Below are 21,230 nucleotides of genomic sequence, written 5' to 3'. Positions count from 1 at the left end.
ACGGATTCACGCATGAACTTTCAGAACAAGGCGCCGAAAATACCTCCGCGCATCCTCTGCATCGGCATGCCGGTGCGCGATCTCACCTTTCATACGCCGGGCGTTCCCGGGCGCGGTTCCAAGGAGAACGCCACCGCATTCGACGAAATCTGCGGCGGCAACGCGCTCAATGGCGCGATCGGCATCGTTCGGCTCGGTGGCCGCGCCTCGATTTGCGGGCCGATGGGTGATGCCAAGGAAACATCGAGCCGCTTCATCTTCGAGCAGATGGCGCATGAGGGCATCGAGACAAAACATCTCATCCATATGCCGGGGCTGGTGACGCCGATCTCGGCGGTGATGATCGATCCTTCCGGCGAGCGCACCATCGTGACCTTCCGCGATCCGAAACTGTGGCATGTGAAGTTGCCCGACTTCGACACGCTGCTGGACGATTGCGCCGCCATTCTCACCGAGAGCCGCTGCGCGGAATTCTGCACCGAGCTCTGCGCCGAGGCGGTCCGGCGCGGCATTCCCGTGATCGTCGACGTCGATCGCGCGATGTCGTTGCGCGAGGGCCTGTTGAACGCCTCCACCCACCTGGTGTTCTCAAGCGAGCCGCTGCAGGAAACCGCGGACGTTAGCGACGATGCCCAGGCGCTGAAGAAAATTGCAAAACTGACCCCCTCGTTTCTGGCGGGAACCCGGGGCCCGAGGGGCACGATCTGGCTCGACGAGAACGGCGGCATCCAGGAAACCCCGGCTTTCCCGGTGCATACGGTAGACACCTTGGGCGCCGGCGACGTGTTCCACGGCGCGTTTGCGCTCGCGATCACCGAAAAGCAGGAATTGCGGCGGGCGCTCCGATTCGCCTCCGCCGCGGCGGCGCTGAAATGCACCCGCTTCGGGGGAGCCTTCGCAGCCCCGCAACGTGCTGAAGTTGAAGAGTTTTTGACCCACGGCCAAGCTGCGGGCCAGGCTTCGACCGACCACTAACGGCTTGCTATAGAAGAATTTTCTATATATGAGGGGATCAGACCTTTCATATGGAACATTCTTCTCATGACCGACCTAGCCGTTCAGCTCCCTGAAGCCAGCCGCCGGCTGGATGCCATCGACCGCAAGATCCTGACCGTGCTGCAGGAGGACGCCTCGCTATCGGTTGCCGAGATTGGGGACCGGGTCGGGTTGTCGTCGACGCCGTGCTGGAAGCGGATCCAGCGGCTGGAGGCCGATGGCGTGATCCTGCGCCGGGTGGCGCTGGTCGACCAGAACAAGATCGGGCTCGGCATTTCCGTGTTCGTCTCGGTCGAGAGCGCCGACCATTCCGAGGCCTGGCTGCGAAAATTCGCCGACGCCGTCAGCGCCATGCCCGAGGTAATGGAATTCTACCGGATGGCCGGCGACGTCGATTACATGCTGCGCGTCGTGGTCGCTGACATGGCGAGCTATGACGTGTTCTATAAAAAGCTGATCAGCGCGGTGCCCCTGAAGAATGTCACCTCGCGGTTTGCGATGGAGAAGATCAAGTCGGTGACCGCACTGCCGGTGCCGACGGCGTAAGAGAGATTCGCGCGAAATATTTCCCGCTCTCGTCACCCGCGAAGGCGGGTGACCCAGTATCCCAGAGACGTTAGTGATTGAACGAGAAGCCGCGGCGTACTGGGTCCCCCGCCTTCGCGGGGGACGACAATCGTGAGTGGGGCGATGGCCCCTCTTCAAATCTTCTGGTTATACTCACCCACTTCCGGGTGCGTGCGCAGCACCGAATCCATCGCCTCGAACATGTCGCGCATGCGCGCCTCGCTCACCGGACTCTCGACCACGACCACCAGTTCCGGCTTGTTCGATGAGGCCCGCACCAGACCCCAGCTTCCGTCCTCGACGGTGACGCGCACGCCGTTGACCGTGACGAGATCGCGGATCTTCTGGCCGGCGACCTTGTCGCCCTTCTTCCGCAGCGCTTCGAAATGCTTCACCACGGCGTCGGCGACGCCGTATTTGGCCTCGTCGGCGCAATGCGGCGACATGGTCGGCGACGACCAGGTTTTCGGCAACGCGTTCTTCAGGTCCGCCATCGACTTGTCAGGCGCGCGGTCGAGCATCTCGCAGATCGCAATTGCCGAGACCAGGCCGTCGTCATAGCCGCGGCCGAACGGCTTGTTGAAGAAGAAGTGGCCAGATTTCTCGAATCCCGCCAGCGCGCCCATCTCGTTGGTGCGGCGCTTCATGTAGGAATGGCCGGTTTTCCAGTAGGCGGTCTTCGCGCCCTGCTTTTGCAGCACCGGATCCGTGACGAACAATCCCGTCGACTTCACATCGACCACGAACTGCGCTTCCTTGTGGATCGCCGACATGTCGCGCGCCAGCATCACGCCGACCTTGTCGGCGAAGATTTCCTCGCCGGTGTTGTCGACGACACCGCAGCGGTCGCCGTCGCCGTCGAAGCCCAGGCCCACATCGGCCTTGTGATGCAGCACCGCATCGCGGATCGCGTGCAGCATCTCCATGTCTTCCGGATTCGGATTGTACTTCGGAAACGTGTGGTCGAGTTCGGTGTCGAGCGGGATCACTTCGCAGCCGATCGCCTCCAAAACCTGCGGCGCGAACGCGCCCGCGGTGCCGTTGCCGCAGGCGGCCACGACTTTCAGCTTGCGTTTCAGCTTGGGACGGCTGGTGAGATCGGCGATATAGCGCGCCGGAAAGTTCTCGTGGAATTGATAGGAGCCGCCGACCCTGTTCTTGAAATCAGCGTTGAGCACGATCTCCTTCAGCCGCGTCATCTCGTCGGGGCCGAAGGTGAGCGGGCGGTTGGCACCCATCTTGACGCCGGTCCAACCATTGTCGTTGTGCGAAGCGGTGACCATGGCGACGCAGGGCACGTCGAGATCGAATTGCGCGAAATAGGCCATCGGCGTCACCGCGAGCCCGATGTCGTGCACCTTGCAGCCCGCGGCCATCAGCCCGGAAATCAGCGCGTATTTGATCGAGGCTGAATAGCCGCGGAAATCGTGGCCGGTGACGATTTCCTGTTTCACGCCGAGTTCCGCAATCAGCGCGCCGAGCCCCATGCCCAGCGCCTGAACACCCATCAAATTGATTTCCTTCTCGAACAGCCAGCGCGCGTCATATTCGCGAAAGCCGGTCGCCTTCACCATTGGCCCGGATTCGAAGTCATAGGTATTCGGAACCAGCACGGATTTGGGCTTCGGGAACATGGGGTAGCCTTGTCATGAAAGCGAGGGAACCGCAGCCATAGCGAAAGCGCAGGCCGGGCGATAGGCGGGCCGACGCGTTTTGACGGTCAATTGCGGCGGTTTGGTAGCCGGGTAACCTTACTGTTCCAGCACCATTCTGCCGTTGGCGTATTCGAAGCGCTTCAGCTTCGACAGGAACGACAGGCCGAGCAGATTTTCGGACAGCGCCTCGTCCGGCAACACCACGGCGTCGACGTCGCGCACCACAAGGCCGCCGAGTTCGATCATGGCAAGCCGCGTACGTGCGGCCTTGATGGTGCCGTTGGCAGTGGTGACGGTCGCGTTGTAGTCGCTGCGCGAGGGACGCAGGCCAAACCGCGCCGCCGACTTTTCGTTCAGCGCCACCAGCGAGGCGCCGGTGTCGACCATGAAGTTGATGCGTTGCCCGTCGATGCGGCCGTCGGTCTGGAAATGGCCGCGCGCATCGCGGGGAATGTCGAGGCTGCGGCCGGAGGCTTGCGCGACCGTTTGCACGGGAGCTTTTTGAGGCGACGTGCTGGCGGAGGCCGAGGCCGGCGACATCTTGTCTGCCATCTGCGCCATGTAGGTGCCGAGGCCGACCAGGACGGCGGCAAGGATCATCAGGTTACGCATCACGCCACACTCGACTGCCAGACCGCCGATATCACCACGCCAGCCGCCAAGCCGCGACTAACGGCGATGACCGCGCCTGTCATTTTGATGAAAAGGATGAGTGAAGTGTTAATGCGGCGAAATCGTCATACGCGGGCTTGACCCGCGTATCCATCAATCCTCAACAAAGGTCTCTCTCAGAGGATGGATTGCCGGGTCCCGTCTCCGCCAAGGCTCCGCCGGGCCAAGGATGCGCTCGGCCGCCGAAGCTTTGGCGAAGGCGGCAAGCCCGGCAATGACAGCCCGGAGAGCCCCTCACGTCCCGCGCGGCTTGACCCGGCGGGTCGGCAGCGCGGTGGCCGGGTCTTCCGGCCAGGGGTGGCGGGGATAACGGCCGCGCAGGTCGGAACGCACGGCCGCATAGCTGCCGCGCCAGAAGCCTGGAAGGTCGCGCGTCACCTGCACCGGGCGCTGTGCCGGGGACAGCAATTCCAGCACCAGCGGTACCTTGCCTTTGGCGATCGCAGGATGGGTGTTGAGCCCGAACAGTTCCTGCAGGCGAACGGCAATGGTCGGGCCCTGCTCGGCCTCGTAGTCGATCGCGAGCATGGTGCCGGTCGGAGCCTCGAAATGCGTCGGCGCCTCGCGCTCCAGTCGCGCGCGCAATTCCCATGGCAACATCGTCATCAGCGCATCCGAGAAATCGCCGGGGGAAAAATCCTTCAGCGAGGTCTTGTCGTAGAGCGCGGGCACCAGCCAGTTCTCGGCCTGGGCTGCCAGCTCAGCATCCGATAGATCGGGCCACCCCTCACCTTCCGCCTTGCGCAGGAACATCACGCGGTCGCGCCATTGCTTCAGCGATTTCGACCACGGCAGCTTATCGAACCCGGCGGCGACCAAGCCCGCAGCGAAGATGCGTGCGGTCTCTGCCGACGGCGACAGCGCCATCGGCGCTTCCGACAACGTGATTGCGTGCAGCGTCCGCTTGCGGCGCGCACGCAGCGCCATCGCGCCGCGATCGAACGAAATCTCTTCGGTGCTTTCGATCTGATCGGCGAAATGCGATTCGATATCTCCTTGCGCGATCGGTGCTGCCAGCAGAATGCGTCCCTGCGCAGCCGTGCCGGTCAGTTCGGCAACGGCGATGTAGGGCGCGCGCGCCAGCGACGAGGCTTGTTCGACGGCAGCACCACGGCCGTTGGCGAGCACGAAACTGCCGTTGCCGCGGTTGCGGGCGACGCGATCGGGAAAGGCCAGTGCGAGCATGACGCCGGTCGAGATTTCATCGTTAGGCGAGCGAGAACGGTAGGGCTCCCCTCCCCCTTGCGGGGTCCGAGGCGAGCGAAGCTCGCTCTCGAGGTTGGGGGAAGGGGTGGCCGCAGGAAAGACTGCCCGTGTGGCCCCCTCTCCCCGGCCTCGAGAGCGAGCTTCGCTCGCCTCGGACCCCGCAAGGGGGGAGGGAGAAGAAAGAGCCGACTCATTAGTGCCTTCCGTCGCCGCCACCTGCTGCGCCCATCGTTGCGCTAGACTGCGCGCGCTACTGGCGCGCAGCGAGCGGTCGCGGCGGAACTGATCGAGCCGGTGGTCGAGATCGACGCTGTCGCCGCCGAGGCCGCGCTCGGTGAGAACAGCGGCAATTTCGGCGGCCTCCTCGCCCGCGCCCAGCCGGTGCGAATCCACGATCATGCGCGCCAGCCGCGGCGGCAGCGCCAGCGCACGCAGGCTCTTGCCCTCTGCGGTGATGCGGCCGTCGCCATCGAGAGCGCCGAGTTCGAGAAGCAGGCTGCCGGCTTCCTTCAATGCCGGCGCCGGCGGGGGATCGAGAAACGCCAGCGTCGCCAGATCGCGGACGCCCCATTGCGCGAGATCGAGCACCAGCGAGGAAAGATCGGCCGAAAGAATTTCGGGCTGGGTGTAGGCGGTAAGGGAGGCCGTCTGCGGCTCGTCCCACAGCCGGTAGCACACGCCGGGCTCGGTGCGGCCGGCGCGGCCGCGCCGCTGGTCGACCGCGGCGCGCGAGGCGCGCACGGTCTCCAGCCGCGTCAGGCCGATATCGGGCTCGTAACGCGGCACCCGCGCCAGGCCGGAATCGACGACGATGCGGACGCCCTCGATGGTGAGCGAGGTCTCGGCGATCGAAGTCGCCAGCACGACTTTGCGTTGCCCCTTCGGTGCCGGCGCGATGGCGCGGTCCTGCACGGCGGCTTCCAGCGCGCCAAACAGCGGCACGATCTCGACGCTTGCGTCATGAACCCGCTCGCCGAGAAAATTCTGCGTACGGCGGATTTCGGCGGCGCCCGGCAGAAACGCCAGCACCGAGCCGGAATCGGCACGCAGCGCGGTCGCGATCGCATCGGCCATCTGCCGCTCGATCGGCGCATCGGCCTTGCGGCCGAGATAACGCGTCTCCACCGGAAAAGCGCGGCCTTCGCTGGCAACCACTGGTGCATCGCCGAGCAGTTTGCCGACCCTTGCGCCGTCGAGTGTCGCCGACATCACGAGGATGCGCAGGTCCTCGCGCAGGCCGGTCTGCGCATCGCGGGCGAGCGCGAGCCCCAGATCGGCGTCGAGCGAACGCTCGTGAAATTCATCGAACAGTACGGCGGCAACGCCGTTCAACTCGGGATCATCGAGAATCTGGCGTGAAAAGATGCCCTCGGTGACCACCTCGATCCGGGTCGCGCGCGAGATCTTGGAGCCGAAGCGGACGCGATAGCCGACGGTCTCCCCTGCCCGCTCGCCGAGCGTCCGCGCCATTCGTTCGGCGCTGGCCCGCGCCGCGATCCGCCGCGGCTCCAGCACGATGATCTTCTTGTGCTTCAGCCACGGAGCATCGAGCAGCGCCAGCGGCACGCGCGTGGTCTTGCCGGCCCCTGGAGGCGCCACCAGCACCGCCGCGTTGTTGGCCGCGAGCGTGCGCCCGAGCTCGTCGAGCACCGCGTCAATCGGGAGAGGCGTGTCGAAGGTAAGAGGCAAAATCTCTCATCCGTCATCACCCGCGAAAGCGGGTGATCCAGTAAACGCAGACGCTACTGACGAAGACCGTGCGTACTGGATACCCCGCCTGCGCGGGGTATGACAACTGTGGTTGCGGCTACACCTTCGGCTCAGCCGGTCGTCCGACACTCTCGTACGTGAAGCCCTGCGCGGCCATGTCCTCGGGGCGATAGATGTTGCGCAGGTCGACCACGACGGGCTGCGCCATTTCATTCTTCAGGCGCTCCAGATCAAGCGCCCGGAACTGGACCCACTCGGTGACGATCACCAGCGCATCGGCGCCGCGTGCGCATTCGTAAGGGTCGGTGCAATATTCGATCTCGGGCAGTTCCTTCTTCGCCTGCTCCATGCCGACCGGATCGTGCGCGCGCACTTTCGCGCCCATGTCGAGCAGCCCGGTGACGAGCGGAATCGACGGCGCCTCGCGCATGTCGTCGGTGTCGGGTTTGAAGGTGAGACCGAGCACCGCGACCGTCTTGCCGCGCAGGTTGCCGGCGGCATTCGACACCTTGCGTGCCATCGCGCGCTTTCTGATGTCGTTGACACCGAGCACGGCCTCGACGATGCGCAGTTGCACGTCATGGTCCTGCGCGATCTTGACCAGCGCGCGGGTATCCTTCGGAAAGCAGGAGCCGCCGAAGCCCGGACCCGCATGCAGGAATTTTGAGCCGATGCGGTTGTCGAGCCCGATGCCGCGCGCGACTTGCTGCACGTCGGCGCCTACTTTTTCCGAGAGATCGGCAATCTCGTTGATGAAGGTGATCTTGGTGGCGAGGAACGCGTTGGCCGCGTACTTGATCAGTTCAGCGGTGCGCCGCGTGGTGAACATCAACGGCGCCTGGTTCAGCGACAGCGGCCGGTAGACGTCGCCGAGCACCTTGCGCCCGCGTTCGTCGTCAGTCCCGACCACGATACGGTCGGGGAATTTGAAGTCGCGGATCGCGGCGCCCTCGCGCAAAAATTCCGGATTGGAGGCGACCACGACGTCGGCAGACGGATTGGCTTCGCGGATCAATCGTTCGACCTCATCGCCAGTGCCGACCGGCACGGTCGATTTGGTCACTACCACCGTGAAGCCCGACAGCGCCGCCGCGATTTCGCGCGCGGCGCTGTAGACGTAAGTGAGGTCGGCATGGCCGTCGCCACGCCGCGAGGGCGTTCCGACCGCAATGAAGACGGCGTCGGCTTCCGCCACCGGCGCGGTCAGGTCCGTGGTGAAATCCAGCCGCTTGGCCTTGACGTTGGAGGCCACCAGCGCGTCGAGCCCGGGCTCGAAAATCGGGATCTCGCCTCCGCGCAGGGCTTCGATCTTGCCGGCGTCCTTGTCCACGCAGGTGACCTGGTGGCCGAAATCGGCAAAGCAGACGCCGGATACCAGACCCACATAGCCCGTGCCAATCATGGCGATTCGCATGAAAACAATCCGTATTTGATGGTTAACGCCAATCCTGATTTTGCGGGCGTCTTAGAGCATTTTTCATCAAAGGGGAAACCGGAAAAAGCGCCCGATCCCGGCATGTGATTTGTATGGATAAAGAAGAAAGCAACGGATCGGGCCGAAGATGCGGCCGCCTCGCGCCGAAAAGGGACACCGATGACTTCAAACGGTACATCCGCCGTCACGGAACGCTCCACCCGCATCGACTGGGTGGATTACGCCAAGGGTATCTGCATCGTCATGGTGGTGATGATGCATTCGGTGCTGGGGGTCGAAGCGGCGGCCGGCGAGAGCGGCTTCATGCATGCGTTCGTGATGTTCGCAAAGCCGTTCCGGATGCCGGATTTCTTCCTGATTTCGGGCCTGTTTCTTGCCGTTGTCATCGACCGTGACTGGCGCACCTATCTCGACCGCAAGGTGCTGCACTTCGCTTACTTCTATGTGCTGTGGGTGACGATCCAGTTCGGCTTCAAGGCTCCTGGCTTCGCCGCTGAATCGGGTTGGCGGCATGTCGGATTCATGTATCTGGAATCCTTCATCGAGCCGTTCGGCACGCTGTGGTTCATTTATTTGTTGCCGGTGTTCTTCGTTGTCACAAAACTGTTGCGTGGCGTCCCGCCGCTTGCGGTCTGGCTCGCGGCTGCGGCGCTCGAGATGGCGCATATCACGACCGGCTGGACCGTGATCGACGAATTCTGCGGGCGTTTCGTCTATTTCTATTCCGGCTACCTGTTTGCCAATTACGTGTTCGCTTTGTCGGACCGCGCGCGGGTACGCCCGGCCCTCGCACTCGTGGGCGTCGCGTTGTGGACGCTCGTCAACGGCGCGCTGGTCGTATCCGGCTTTGACGAATGGCCGCTCGTTTCGCTGGCACTTGGCTTTGCGGGCGCCGGCGCCATCATCGTCATGGGCACGCTGCTGGCGCGCATGCAGTGGCTGAATTTCCTGCGCTATTGCGGCGAGCATTCCATCGTCATCTATCTCGCCTTCTTCCTGCCGATGGCGGTGACCCGAACGCTGCTTTTGAAGACCGGCCTGATCGCCGATATCGGAATGGTCTCGCTGATCGTGACGGTCGCGGGCGTCGCGGGGGCAGTGGTGATCTGGCGCCTGGCGCTGGCGCTACGGGCGAACTTCCTGTTCGAACGCCCGGCCGCGTTCTGGATCGCACCGAAAAAGGCCGCGCCGGCGCTGCAGCCGGCGGAGTAGGCTTCGTATCCAAATATTCCGGTGTCATCGCCCGGCTCGACCGGGCGACCCAGTACTCCGGACCTCCTCGGTTGAACACGACCGCCTCGGCGTACTGGATCACCCGCTTGCGCGGGTGATGACGGCTGTGCGGGTGACGACGGGTGTGTATTGGGTTCAAAATCCCTCTCCCAAGGCTGTCAATCCGCGCAAAAATCCCTAAATTTCGGCCATGCCGAAAACAGCCCCCAAAGCCGCCGCCAAACCCGTTCCCGCCAAGGCCCCTGCCAAGAAGGCCCCCGCCAAAAGTCCAGGCAAGGGCGATCACGTCTTCCTGGTCGACGGTTCCGGCTACATTTTCCGTGCCTACCACGCGCTGCCGCCCTTGAACCGCAAATCCGACGGACTGCAGGTCAATGCCGTGCTCGGCTTCTGCAACATGCTGTGGAAGCTGCTCCGCGAGATGCCCGAGGATAACCGGCCGACACATCTGGCGGTCGTGTTCGACAAGTCGGAAATCACGTTCCGCAACAAGCTCTATCCCGATTACAAGGCGCATCGGCCGCCGGCGCCGGACGACCTGATCCCGCAATTTGCCCTGATCCGCGAAGCCGTGCGCGCCTTCGACCTGCCCTGCCTGGAGCAGGTCGGATTCGAGGCCGACGATCTGATCGCGACCTATGTCCGCATCGCCTGCGAGCGCGGCGCTACTGCCACCATCGTGTCCTCGGACAAGGACTTGATGCAGCTCGTGACCGACTGCGTCACCATGTACGACACCATGAAGGACCGGCGCCTCGGGGTCGCCGAGGTGATCGAGAAATTCGGCGTTCCACCGGAAAAAGTCGTCGAGGTACAGGCCTTGGCCGGCGATTCCACCGACAACGTGCCGGGCGTGCCCGGCATCGGCGTCAAGACCGCGGCGCAACTGATCGTCGAATATGGCGACCTGGAAACGCTGCTGCAGCGCGCCGGCGAGATCAAGCAGCCGAAGCGGCGCGAGGCGCTGCTCGAGAACGCCGAGAAGGCGCGGATCTCGCGGCAACTGGTGCTGCTCGACGACAAGGTCGATCTCGAAGTGCCGCTCGATGACCTTGCCGTACATGAGCCGGATGCGCGCAAGCTGATCGCCTTCCTCAAGGCGATGGAATTCTCCACCCTTACCCGCCGTGTCGCTGAATATTCGCAGATCGATCCCGCCGATATCGAGCCGGATGCAGGCAACAAGAGCGGCGCCAGTGTCTTCGCGGTGCCGCCATCGGGCAAGAAGCCGGAGGGCTATGTCGAAGGCGCGACGCTGTTCGACAGTCCTCCCGCCGGCAAAGCCGGCGCCGCACCGGGCAAGACCGGCGGCGACAAGCAGGACAAGGCGGCGAGCCACAAGGGTACGCCGATATCGCTGGCCGCGGTCCGCGCGGAGGCCGCGCGAAAACTGCCGGTCGATCGGACCAAGTACCAGACCATCCGCACGTTCGATGCGCTCAATGCCTGGGTTGCGCGGGCCTATGACGCCGGCATGTTTGCGATCGTCGCCAAGGCGAGCTCGGACGATCCAATGCAGGCCGACATCTGCGGTATCGCGCTGGCGCTGGCGCCAAACGACGCCTGCTATATTCCACTCACGCACAAGCAATCCGGCGGCGGCGCAGGCCTGTTCGACGCTGGCCTCGCGCCGGACCAGATTACGGCCGCCGAGGCGCTGGCGGCGCTGCAGCCGCTGTTGGAATCGCCTGGCATTCTCAAGATCGGCTTCGACATCAAGTTCAGCGCCGTGATGCTGGCGCAGCACGGCGTCACCCTGTGTAACGTCGACGACGCGCAGTTGATGTCGTACGCGCTCGACGCCGGACGCAATTCACATGCGCTGGGGTCGCTCGCCGAACGTTGGTTTGGCCATGCCGTCACGAGCGAAAGCGAGCTGATCGGCAACGGCAAGAACAAGCTGACCTTCGACCAGGTCGCGATCGACAAGGCGGCCGTCTATTCGGCCGAAAGCGCCGACGTGATCCTGCGGCTGCATCGCGTGCTCAGACCACGGCTCGCCGCGGAGCACATGATGACGGTCTACGAGACCCTGGAGCGGCCGCTGGCCACCGTGCTGGCGCGGATGGAGCGGCGCGGCATTTCGATCGACCGCCAGGTGCTGTCGCGGCTGTCGGGCGATTTCGCCCAGACCGCGGCGCGCGTCGAGGCCGAGTTGCAGGAGATCGCCGGCGAACCGATCAATGTCGGCAGTCCCAAGCAGATCGGCGACATCATCTTCGGCAAGATGGGCATTCCCGGCGGCACCAAGACCAAGACCGGGGCGTGGTCGACCTCGGCGCAGATCCTCGACGAACTCGCCGAACAGGGTCATGAATTCCCGAAGAAGATTCTGGAATGGCGCCAGGTCTCGAAACTGAAATCGACCTATACCGACGCGCTGCCGAATTACGTGCATCCGCAGACCCACCGCGTGCACACGACCTACGCGCTGGCCGCGACTACCACGGGGCGGCTGTCATCCAACGAGCCAAACCTGCAGAACATTCCGGTTCGCACCGAGGACGGCCGCAAGATCCGCCGCGCCTTTATCGCTACGCCCGGGCACAAGCTGGTTTCGGCGGACTATTCGCAGATCGAATTGCGGCTCTTGGCCGAGATTGCCGACATCCCCGTTTTGAAGCAGGCGTTCCGCGACGGGCTCGACATTCACGCCATGACGGCGTCCGAAATGTTCGGCGTGCCGATCAAGGACATGCCGGGCGAAGTGCGGCGGCGCGCGAAGGCGATCAATTTCGGCATCATCTACGGCATCTCGGCATTCGGACTTGCCAACCAGCTCGGCATCGCCCGCGAGGAAGCCTCGGCCTACATCAAGAAGTACTTCGAGCGCTTCCCGGGCATCCGCGCTTACATGGACGAGACACGGGATTTCTGCCGCACCAATGGTTATGTGCTGACCCTGTTCGGGCGCAAATGCCATTACCCCGACATCAAGGCCTCCAACGCCTCGATCCGCTCCTTCAACGAGCGCGCCGCAATCAACGCGCGCCTGCAAGGCACCGCCGCCGACATCATCCGCCGCGCCATGATCCGGATGGAAGATGTGCTGGCGGAGAAGAAGCTGTCGGCGCAGATGCTGTTGCAGGTGCATGACGAACTGATCTTCGAGGTGCCCGACGACGAAGTGGCGGCGACGCTGCCGGTGGTCCAGCACGTCATGCAAGACGCGCCGTTCCCGGCGGTGGCGCTCTCGGTGCCGCTGCAGGTCGATGCGCGGGCGGCTAATAATTGGGACGAGGCGCATTGAGGCAACAACGCTGTCATCGCCCGGCTTGACCGGGCGATCCAGCATTCCAGAGCACGACGCTGCGGAGCACCGTTCGCGCCGCTGTGTTGGCTATCGCATTCATCGGAAGAGCCGCGGCGTACTGGATCGCCCGGTCCCAGTGCGCAATTGCGCACAAGGCCGGGCGATGACAGGCGTGTAGGCTTCCGTCACCGCCGGAAATGCCCTCCCAGAAATGTCCTCGGAGCAATATACGAAATGACATCGCCGCGGCTCGCACGTTAGAAACGTGCGCATTCCTCGCCACGGATCCCCCATGCCTCACATCACAACTCTGCTCGGCTTCGCCCTGGTCTCGCTCGGCATGGTGCTGACGCCGGGGCCGAACATGATCTACCTGATCTCGCGCTCGATCACGCAAGGCCCAGTGGCCGGGATCGTCTCACTCGGCGGCGTCGCGCTCGGGTTCGTATTCTACATGCTGTGCGCGGCGTTCGGCATCACGGCGCTGTTGTTCGCGGTGCCCTATGCTTACGACGCGCTGCGGTTTGCGGGCGCGGCCTATTTGCTGTGGCTGGCGTGGCAGGCGCTGAAACCGAACGGGCTCTCGCCGTTCCAGGTGAAAAAGCTGCAAGTCGACGGCCCGCGCAAATTGTTTGCGATGGGCTTCGTCACCAATCTGCTCAATCCGAAAATCGCGATGCTGTATCTGGCGCTGCTGCCGCAGTTCATCGATCCCGCGGTCGGCAGCGTGCTGACGCAGTCGCTGGCGCTCGGCGCGATCCAGATCGTGATCAGCGTCAGCGTCAACGCGATGATCGCGCTCGCCGCCGGATCGATCGCAATGTTCCTCGGCTCGCGGCCGACGTGGCTATTGCTACAGCGCTGGCTGATGGGCACCGTGCTGGCCGGGCTTGCGGTGAAGATGGCGTTCGAGGCGAAAAGGGCGTAACACTCCGCCATCTCCAACCCACCGTTGTCATCGCCCGGCTTGACCGGGCGACCCAGTATTCCAGAGCACGTGGTGTGAAGCGCAACTCGTGCTGCATTGACCACTTCACTCAGTCGGAAAAGCCGCGGCGTACTGGATCGCCCGGTCAAGCCGGGCGACGACAACGGTGGGTCGGGACAGCGAGTATCAATCCAGCTTGGCTTCCATGCCGCGCTTGGTCGCGGGGCGGGCCATCATCGCGTTGTACCAGCGCTCGACGTTCGGGAAATCCTTCAGCTCCACCTTGTGGCGCGGATGGCGCCAGGCCCAGCCCAGGATGGCGAAGTCGGCGACCGACAGGGCATCGGCGACGAACTCCCTGCCCTCCAGCCGACGGTCGAGGACGCCGTAGAGCCGGCGGGTTTCGGCCATAAAGCGCTTTAGGCCGTAGGCGCGGTCGGTTTCGTTCTCCAGCGCGATGAAATGGTGCACCTGGCCCGGCATCGGCCCAAATCCGCCCATCTGCCACATCAGCCATTCATAGACCGGGATACGCTCGGCCAGCGGCTTGGGCAGGAACTTGCCGGTCTTCTCGCCGAGGTAAAGCAGGATCGCACCCGACTCGAAGATGCCGACCGGCTTGCCGCCGGGGCCGTCGGGATCGACGATCGCCGGGATCTTGTTGTTCGGGCTGAGCTTGAGAAAGGCGGGCGCCATCTGCTCGCCCTTGGTGATGTTCACCGGGATCACCTTGTAGGGCAGCCCCATTTCCTCCAGCGCAACCGAGATCTTGCGGCCATTCGGCGTGTTCCAGGTGTGCAGTTCGATCGTCATTTACGGTTTCCCCAAAGGCGAAGCTTTGACCTCCCGTAGCGCGGAACCAAAGCGGCTTACAACCGGCCATTTTCGAATGTCGTCCCTGCGTTCGCCGCGGCCGCGGCAGGACATTGTGCCCTGTTGACGGCGCTGGATCGGCGCTGGAATCTGCCCTGCAGCGCCGATAGATTGCGCCCCGCCTGAAACCTTCGGGGAAACCGCCTTGTCCAAATCAGCCTCCCGCGCCCGCCTCGCCGAGATCATCCGCAAGCGCTCGTTCGGCCGCGGCGAGATCACGCTGGCCTCGGGCCGCAAGAGCGACTTCTACTTCAACCTCAAGCCGACCATGCTCGACCCCGAAGGTGCGGCGCTGCTGGCGGAACTGACCTATGAGGCGCTGAAGGACGACAATCTCGATTTCGTCGGCGGGCTGGAGATGGGCGCTGTCCCACTGGCGGGCGCGATTGCGCAGCTCTCCTGGATCAAGGGCCACCCGATAGCCGCCTTCTTCGTGCGCAAGAAGCCGAAGGAACATGGCGCCCGCCTCGCGGTCGAGGGGCTGGCCAAGGGCGAGACCCTGCAGGGCAAGCGCATCGTGATCGTCGAGGACGTCACCACCACAGGCGGCTCGGCGTTGAAGGCGGTCGAGGCCGTGCGCGAAGCCGGCGGTGAGATCGTGCTGGTGCTCACGATGGTAGACCGCGAGGAAGGCGCGACCGAAGCCTTTGCCGAGGCAGGGCTTGAGTTTCGTTCGCTGTACAAGGCGGGTGAATTTTTGAAAGGGTGAATAGGTCTTCCCCCCGCCCCGCTCATCACTCATTTACCATCCGCCGTTAAGGTTACCCGAACTGAAGCCGTCGCGCTTCAGCGCGTTTGTTGCGTTGGGTGGAGTTGGCGTTGCGTACAGAGTTGGCTTTTTCGCGGGTGCGGCGCCGCGCGACGTTTGTTGCCGCAGCGATCCTTTCGGGCGCTCTCCTGCTCGCGCCCGACAGCGTTTCCGCCGAAGGCCTGTTCGATTTCCTGTTCGGCGGCGCGCAGAAGCAGCAGACGCGGCAAGCGTCACCGCAAGCCAATTTCTTCGCCGATCCGTTCGGCCTCAATCAGCAGCCAGCAGCGCTCGCCCCGGCCCCGCGCGTGGCTGGCTCCGGGCCAGCGTTTTGCGTGCGAAGCTGCGACGGCAAATATTTTCCGCTGACCACGCGCGGCACCGCCTCGCCGGTGCAGACCTGCCAGGCGTTCTGTCCGGCCAGCGTCACCAAGGTGTTCTACGGCAGCAACATCGATCATGCGACCGCCAGCAACGGCGAGCGTTATGCCGACAGCGAGAACGCCTACGCCTATCGCAAGGCGCTGAACGCCGACTGCACCTGCAACGGCAGAAGCCCGTCCGGGCTTGCGCCGGTCGATCTCGCGCTCGACACCTCGCTGCGCTCCGGCGACGTCGTCGCCACCACCGATGGCCTGGTAGCCTATACCGGCGTGCGTCTTGGCGCCGACCACACGGCGGAGTTCACGCCGGTCGCATCCTATCCCGGCCTCACGGCCGACGTCCGCGCCCGGCTCGGCGAAATGAAGGTCGCGCCGGTCAGCGCCGAGATGGTCGCCGGCAGCGCGCCGCTGCCCGAGACGAAGCGCGACGACGATCTGCCGACCGCTTCGATACCGAAGATCACCGCGCCGAAGGCTGCGAAACGGGCGGAAGCGCAATAAGGCAGTACACCGCAAGGCCCAAACACAAAATTGCGAAAACAACCCCATGCAAAGTAGCGTGGGCCCGGGCTCGCAGCATTCACGTAGCTGACGCCAGCACTACCGCCCGACGATGACCCCGATCACGTTCGGGGCCGACAAATATTGTTCCTCGATCGCCGCGCGCGCGGCAGCGCGGTTTTCCGCCGTGAGCAGGCCGCGTTTCTCGGCCAGGATCATCCAGCAATAGCCCCACCAGTCCGTCAGCATGCCCTGGTCGTCGATGAGATCGTAGCCTTGCTCAGCGGCAAAAATCCGCGCCTGCGCCTCATCCAGCGAATCGAGAAAGGCGTGATCGTCGATCGAGAACAGCTCGTCGCTGAAATCGTCCGTGGTGTAGCCCCACACCGACATGCAGACCGCATTGAACTCGCGGTCGATCGCGTCGTCGTCGACGAGCTGGCGGCGCGAGGCCTGATGCAGGCGCGACAACGAACGCGCGAAATCGGCGATGCGGGTGAGAGCGAACTGATCGAAAGCGATGGTGGACATGTAGTCCTCGCAAACTCGGATGGGGCTATATGTTGTGTCGGCGGCGCGCCGAATCACAATGATATATCAAAGACTTGCTAAGGTGTTCTTAATTTGTTCTGGCTGCGCGCCAAAATTTCGCCTCTCCGGTTGCCGCGGGAATCGAGAATCATGGACGAGACGCAAGCCGGCCAGGTCCGGACGCTATTGCCGGAAGCGGCCGACGCGATCGATCGGGCGAATGCGATCGAATCCACTCTCAGCGGTGAACCGCCTGCAACTCAATCCTTCACATCGCCGACAACAGCTTGTCGCCGCAATAATTGGCGTGGAATTTTCCGCCGCACTGCCGCTTGATCGCGGCACAGCGCGCTGCAGGCGAAGCGCCGGCTGCAACGCTAAACGAGCAGCTCAGCCCGTCGGCACTTCTGCCGGTCTTGCCCGCGGCAAAGGCGGCGCTAGTGGCGCTGATGCAGACCATCAATAACGCCGCGGCAGCGATTTCGATCGTCAACCTCATGACAGGCCTCCCCGTTTTGCTGGCACGCGATTCCTTGGATCCCAATCGGCATCTACCCGCCAAGCCCAGCGATCCCTGTACTTTGGTATTGGATTATAACACCAAAGCTGGCGCACCGGTGCCGCGAAATCGGCCCGGTCTTTGCATAAATTCATACCAGCGCAGTGCACAACACACTCCGGCGTTCTCCGGCGTTTCGATTGCCGGACAAGGCGCGTATGTTGTGAGTCTCAACGCAGGGATCGACGTTTTGCAGGAACAAATTGCAGGGAACTATCCGGCACTCGGCCAGCCGATCGATGAGCTCGCGTTGGCCGAAATCAAGGGCGCGATCCTCGCCAAGTTGCGCCTTGCGATCGGCAAGGACGCCGGCATGGCGACGCGTCGCGACTGGTACAAGGCCGCGGCGCTGGCGCTGCGCGACCGCATCGTGCACCGCTGGCTCACGGCCGAGAAAGAGAGCTACGATGCCGGCAGCAAGCGGGTCTATTACCTCTCGCTCGAGTTCCTGATCGGCCGTCTGTTCACCGACGCGCTGAATAATATGGGCCTGTTGCCGGTGTTCGAGGCGGCGCTCGGCGATCTCGGCGTCGGCCTGGATGATTTGCGCAAATGCGAGCCGGATGCCGCGCTCGGCAATGGCGGTCTCGGGCGGCTGGCGGCGTGCTTCATGGAAAGCATGGCGACGCTGGCCGTTCCCGCCATCGGCTACGGCATCCGCTACGATTTCGGCCTGTTTCGCCAGATCATTTCGCAGGGTTGGCAGCAGGAATATCCGGACGAATGGCTGAGCTTCGGCAACCCCTGGGAATTCCTGCGGGCGGAGGTGGTCTATCACATTCATTTCGGCGGCTTTGTCGATCACGTCGACGATCGCGGGCGTGACCGCGCGACGTGGCGGCCGGCGGAAACCGTGCAGGCCGTCGCCTATGACACGCCGATCGTGGGCTGGCGTGGTCAGCACGTCAACGCGCTGCGGCTTTGGTCGGCGCGCTCGCCCGATCCCTTGCGACTCGACGTTTTCAACACCGGCGACTACCTCGGCGCCGTCGCCGAGGAAGCGCGCGCGGAATCGATCTGCAAATTCCTCTACCCGAACGACGAGAGCCCCGCGGGCCGCGAACTGCGGCTGCGGCAAGAATATTTCTTCGTCTCGGCCTCGCTTCAGGACCTGGTCAAGCGGCACCTCGCCTCGGACGGGCAGTTGCGCAGCTTGGCGTCGAAGGTCGCGGTGCAGCTCAACGACACCCATCCGAGCCTCGCCGTCACCGAGCTGATGCGCATCCTGGTCGATCTGCACAATTTCCGCTGGGACGAGGCGTGGAAGATCACGGTGGCGACATTTTCCTACACCAATCACACGCTGCTGCCGGAAGCGCTGGAGACCTGGCCGGTCGAACTGTTCGAGCGGCTGCTGCCGCGGCATCTCGAAATCATCTACCGCATCAATGCCGCGCATCTGGCGCTGGCCGATCAGCGCTGCCCCGGCGACATCGAATATCGCGCGTCGGTGTCGCTGATCGACGAGAAATCCGGACGTCGCGTGCGGATGGGGCAGCTCGCCTTCGTCGGTTCGCACCGCATCAACGGCGTCTCGGCGATGCATTCCGACCTGATGAAAGAGACCGTGTTCCACGATCTCAATCATCTCTATCCCGGCCGCATCACCAACAAGACCAACGGCATCACCTTCCGCCGCTGGCTGATGCTGGCCAACCCGAAGCTGACCGGGCTTATGCGCGAGGTCTGCGGCGAGGCCGTGCTCGACGACTTCTCGCTGTTCGAGCGCCTCGAGGCCCACGCCAGCGACAACGCGTTCCAGCAGCGTTTTCGCGAGGTCAAGCATCACAACAAGCTGGCGCTGGCGCGGCTGGTCAACGAACGCCTTGGCGTCAAGATCGATCCGTCGGCATTGTTCGACATTCAGATCAAGCGCATCCACGAATACAAGCGGCAATTGCTCAATGTCGTCGAGGCCATTGCGCTGTACCAGGCGATCAAGGACGAGCCGCAGCGCGACTGGGTGCCGCGCGTAAAAATCTTCGCCGGCAAGGCGGCGGCGAGCTACCGCTATGCCAAGCTGATCATCAAGCTGATCAACGATGTCGCCGAAGTCGTCAACAACGACCCTGACGTCGCAGGAAGGCTGAAGGTCGTCTTTCTCGCCGACTACAATGTCAGCCTCGCCGAAGTGATCATTCCGGCCGCCGATCTATCCGAACAGATTTCGACCGCCGGCATGGAGGCCTCCGGTACCGGTAACATGAAGCTGGCGCTGAACGGCGCGCTGACGATCGGCACGCTCGACGGAGCCAATATCGAAATCCGAGACCATGTCGGCGCGGAGAATATCGCGATCTTCGGCATGGAGGCCGGCGACGTCATGATCCGGCGCAAGCAGGGCCTGGATGCGACCGATGTGATCAGCCGCTCGCCGCGGTTGGCGCGCGCCATCACCGCAATCGAGAGCGGCGCGTTCTCGCCCGACGATCGCGCCCGTTTCGCCTCGATCGGCCACGCGCTGCGCTATCTCGACCACTACATGGTCTCGGCCGATTTCGATTCCTACTACGCGGCGCAGCGCGGCATCGACGCGCGCTGGCAAGTGGTGCCGGCCTGGACCCGCGCCTCGATCCTCAACGTGGCGCGGATGCCGTGGTTCTCCTCCGACCGCACCATCCGCGAATATGCCGAGGAGATCTGGAACGTGCCGGTGCGCGCGGCTGCGCCGGTGCCGGAAGCAGGCGCCCAGCGCGGGGCGACGCGATAAGCCCCGGGGGCACGGAACCATTACCTCAGACGTCATTGAATTCGGCGGAATAGTCGCGATACTGCATCCACGTCATTGCGAGGAGCGTAAGCGACGAAGCAATCCATTTCTCCACTTGCGGCGCGATGGATTGCTTCGTGGAGCCTGTCATCGGGCGGGCGTTCGCCCGACCCGTTGGCTCGCAATGACGGTATCTGCGGCAACGACGTCGCACCCCTCACAACCGAAGAACATAAATGCTCACCAAAGCCCCACACCTCTTCGACGACGCCACGCGGGTCACCGCCGGCGATAGCTGCTGGCAGGGCAAGACCAGCCCGGACTATTGGGCCTTTGTCGGCCCGTTCGGCGGCTGCACGGCAGCGACCATCCTGCGCGCGCTGATGGAGCATCCGCAGCGTGCCGGCGATCCGTTGTCGGTCACGGTGAATTTCTGCGCACCGGTCACCGAAGGCGGCTTCGATCTCGACGTGCGCCTGGTCAAGGCCAACCGTTCGAGCCAGCATTGGTGCGTGGAGATGACGCAAGGCGGCGGCGATGTCGCGACGCTGGCGACCGCCGTGTTCGCCGAGCGCCGCCCGTCCTGGTCGCACCAGCAGGCAAAATTTCCGGGCGCCGCGCCGTTCGAGCAGTCACGTTCGTTTCCGAACACGCCGATGACCTGGACGCACCAGTATGATTTCCGCTTCGTCGAGGGTGAGCCGAATTTCTACGGCACGCCGGCTTCGCCGCCGCTCGATGCATTCTCCAAACAGTGGATCGGCGACCGCACGCCGCGGAAGGTCGACATGCTGTCACTGATATCGATGTCGGATGCCTTCTTCGGACGGATATTTCTGGCGCGGCGAGAACTGGTCCCGTTCGGCACGGTATCGCTGACGACGTATTTCCACACCGCGTCGGAAGAGCTGGCGGCCGAGGACATCACGCATGTGCTGGCGGTGGCCGACGCCAGAATTTTCCACAGGAGTTATGGCGACCAGCACGGCGAATTATGGTCGCCGTCGGGGCGCCTCCTCGCAACCACGACGCAAATCGCCTATTTCAAGGCGTGAGCAGAACATCGCCAGGGCCGGGTCTCTTGTAGATGGGGTAACGGGCCCCGGCCCGCCTTCCAGGCAAGCCGCGCTTGCTACGGCGCTGTTGGTGGCGCGCTTCGCGCGGCCTGCCTGGAAGGCGGGCGGTCGTCCCTCACATTGATGGTGTTACGGAGTCAGAGGGATGAGCCTCGCTCCAAGCATCAGGGAGAGACGACCATGGAGTATTATGC

The 21,230-nt window shown here is 63.7% G+C and carries 16 protein-coding genes; 9 read left to right on the top strand and 7 right to left on the bottom strand.

Annotated elements, in window-relative coordinates:
• The first annotated feature begins 12 nt into the window (after positions 1-12).
• Both LMTR3_RS04340 and LMTR3_RS04335 read left to right on the top strand, forming a co-directional pair.
• Positions 13-975 (top strand): sugar kinase, encoded by a 963-nt coding sequence (locus LMTR3_RS04340; protein WP_065743870.1) that lies wholly within the window; start codon positions 13-15, stop codon positions 973-975.
• Between the two features lie 66 nt (positions 976-1,041).
• Entirely contained in the window at positions 1,042-1,542 is a 501-nt protein-coding gene (locus LMTR3_RS04335; protein WP_065743869.1) for an Lrp/AsnC family transcriptional regulator, read from the top strand.
• Between the two features lie 155 nt (positions 1,543-1,697).
• On the opposite strand, the gene LMTR3_RS04330 is transcribed toward LMTR3_RS04335, so the two are convergent.
• The 4 genes from LMTR3_RS04330 to LMTR3_RS04315 all read right to left on the bottom strand — a co-directional run bounded on the left by LMTR3_RS04330 (position 1,698) and on the right by LMTR3_RS04315 (position 8,220).
• Positions 1,698-3,197 (bottom strand): phosphomannomutase/phosphoglucomutase, encoded by a 1,500-nt coding sequence (locus tag LMTR3_RS04330; RefSeq protein ID WP_065743868.1) that lies wholly within the window; start codon positions 3,195-3,197, stop codon positions 1,698-1,700.
• A gap of 117 nt (positions 3,198-3,314) precedes the next feature.
• Complete coding sequence (locus tag LMTR3_RS04325; protein ID WP_065744033.1) at positions 3,315-3,818, bottom strand: TIGR02281 family clan AA aspartic protease; 504 nt, start codon at positions 3,816-3,818, stop codon at positions 3,315-3,317.
• Between the two features lie 306 nt (positions 3,819-4,124).
• Positions 4,125-6,785 (bottom strand): ATP-dependent helicase HrpB, encoded by a 2,661-nt coding sequence (gene hrpB, locus LMTR3_RS04320; RefSeq protein ID WP_065743867.1) that lies wholly within the window; start codon positions 6,783-6,785, stop codon positions 4,125-4,127.
• Between the two features lie 118 nt (positions 6,786-6,903).
• On the bottom strand, positions 6,904-8,220 hold the full coding sequence (locus tag LMTR3_RS04315; RefSeq protein WP_065743866.1) for a UDP-glucose dehydrogenase family protein: 1,317 nt from the start codon (positions 8,218-8,220) through the stop codon (positions 6,904-6,906).
• Positions 8,221-8,400: 180 nt separating this feature from the next.
• Here LMTR3_RS04315 and LMTR3_RS04310 point away from each other — a divergent pair, with 180 nt between their 5' ends.
• From LMTR3_RS04310 to LMTR3_RS04300, 3 genes are all read left to right on the top strand, one after another.
• Entirely contained in the window at positions 8,401-9,453 is a 1,053-nt protein-coding gene (locus tag LMTR3_RS04310) for an acyltransferase family protein (protein ID WP_065743865.1), read from the top strand.
• A gap of 211 nt (positions 9,454-9,664) precedes the next feature.
• Positions 9,665-12,724, top strand: a complete 3,060-nt coding sequence (gene polA, locus LMTR3_RS04305) for a DNA polymerase I (RefSeq protein WP_065743864.1) — start codon at positions 9,665-9,667, stop codon at positions 12,722-12,724.
• Between the two features lie 295 nt (positions 12,725-13,019).
• A complete protein-coding gene (locus tag LMTR3_RS04300) occupies positions 13,020-13,655 on the top strand; it encodes a LysE family translocator (protein WP_065743863.1) in 636 nt (211 codons plus the stop codon).
• Between the two features lie 186 nt (positions 13,656-13,841).
• Here the strand turns inward: LMTR3_RS04300 and LMTR3_RS04295 are convergent, their stop codons facing one another.
• Complete coding sequence (locus tag LMTR3_RS04295; RefSeq protein WP_065743862.1) at positions 13,842-14,468, bottom strand: glutathione S-transferase family protein; 627 nt, start codon at positions 14,466-14,468, stop codon at positions 13,842-13,844.
• Between the two features lie 205 nt (positions 14,469-14,673).
• Here LMTR3_RS04295 and pyrE point away from each other — a divergent pair, with 205 nt between their 5' ends.
• Both pyrE and LMTR3_RS04285 read left to right on the top strand, forming a co-directional pair.
• Entirely contained in the window at positions 14,674-15,237 is a 564-nt protein-coding gene (gene pyrE / locus LMTR3_RS04290; RefSeq protein ID WP_065743861.1) for an orotate phosphoribosyltransferase, read from the top strand.
• A gap of 110 nt (positions 15,238-15,347) precedes the next feature.
• Positions 15,348-16,160 carry a DUF2865 domain-containing protein gene (locus LMTR3_RS04285; protein ID WP_065744032.1) on the top strand — a complete coding sequence of 271 codons (813 nt, stop codon included), beginning with the start codon at positions 15,348-15,350 and terminating at the stop codon, positions 16,158-16,160.
• Positions 16,161-16,259: 99 nt separating this feature from the next.
• Here LMTR3_RS04285 and LMTR3_RS04280 read toward each other — a convergent pair whose 3' ends face one another.
• Positions 16,260-16,691, bottom strand: coding sequence for a hypothetical protein (locus LMTR3_RS04280; RefSeq protein WP_065743860.1), 432 nt, complete (start codon positions 16,689-16,691; stop codon positions 16,260-16,262).
• Between the two features lie 268 nt (positions 16,692-16,959).
• Positions 16,960-17,190 (bottom strand): hypothetical protein, encoded by a 231-nt coding sequence (locus LMTR3_RS04275; protein ID WP_065743859.1) that lies wholly within the window; start codon positions 17,188-17,190, stop codon positions 16,960-16,962.
• 241 nt (positions 17,191-17,431) lie between these two features.
• Here LMTR3_RS04275 and LMTR3_RS04270 point away from each other — a divergent pair, with 241 nt between their 5' ends.
• Positions 17,432-19,960: a glycogen/starch/alpha-glucan phosphorylase gene (locus LMTR3_RS04270; protein WP_502686603.1), complete on the top strand. Its 2,529-nt coding sequence runs from the start codon at positions 17,432-17,434 to the stop codon at positions 19,958-19,960.
• Positions 19,961-20,196: 236 nt separating this feature from the next.
• Positions 20,197-21,015 carry an acyl-CoA thioesterase gene (locus tag LMTR3_RS04265; RefSeq protein WP_065743858.1) on the top strand — a complete coding sequence of 273 codons (819 nt, stop codon included), beginning with the start codon at positions 20,197-20,199 and terminating at the stop codon, positions 21,013-21,015.
• The last annotated feature ends 215 nt before the right edge of the window (positions 21,016-21,230 follow it).

The organism is Bradyrhizobium sp. LMTR 3 (genome assembly GCF_001693485.1).
Classification (GTDB): domain Bacteria; phylum Pseudomonadota; class Alphaproteobacteria; order Rhizobiales; family Xanthobacteraceae; genus Bradyrhizobium.
This window is presented reverse-complemented; position numbering and strand designations above follow the sequence as displayed.

Coding starts and splice junctions, on each gene's coding strand:
- LMTR3_RS04340 (WP_065743870.1), top strand. CDS start 13: ATGAACTTTCAGAACAAGGCGCCGAAAATACCTCCGCGCATCCTCTGC.
- LMTR3_RS04335 (WP_065743869.1), top strand. CDS start 1,042: ATGACCGACCTAGCCGTTCAGCTCCCTGAAGCCAGCCGCCGGCTGGAT.
- LMTR3_RS04330 (WP_065743868.1), bottom strand. CDS start 3,197: ATGTTCCCGAAGCCCAAATCCGTGCTGGTTCCGAATACCTATGACTTC.
- LMTR3_RS04325 (WP_065744033.1), bottom strand. CDS start 3,818: ATGATCCTTGCCGCCGTCCTGGTCGGCCTCGGCACCTACATGGCGCAG.
- LMTR3_RS04315 (WP_065743866.1), bottom strand. CDS start 8,220: ATGCGAATCGCCATGATTGGCACGGGCTATGTGGGTCTGGTATCCGGC.
- LMTR3_RS04310 (WP_065743865.1), top strand. CDS start 8,401: ATGACTTCAAACGGTACATCCGCCGTCACGGAACGCTCCACCCGCATC.
- polA (WP_065743864.1), top strand. CDS start 9,665: ATGCCGAAAACAGCCCCCAAAGCCGCCGCCAAACCCGTTCCCGCCAAG.
- LMTR3_RS04300 (WP_065743863.1), top strand. CDS start 13,020: ATGCCTCACATCACAACTCTGCTCGGCTTCGCCCTGGTCTCGCTCGGC.
- LMTR3_RS04295 (WP_065743862.1), bottom strand. CDS start 14,468: ATGACGATCGAACTGCACACCTGGAACACGCCGAATGGCCGCAAGATC.
- LMTR3_RS04280 (WP_065743860.1), bottom strand. CDS start 16,691: ATGTCCACCATCGCTTTCGATCAGTTCGCTCTCACCCGCATCGCCGAT.
- LMTR3_RS04275 (WP_065743859.1), bottom strand. CDS start 17,190: ATGAGGTTGACGATCGAAATCGCTGCCGCGGCGTTATTGATGGTCTGC.
- LMTR3_RS04265 (WP_065743858.1), top strand. CDS start 20,197: ATGCTCACCAAAGCCCCACACCTCTTCGACGACGCCACGCGGGTCACC.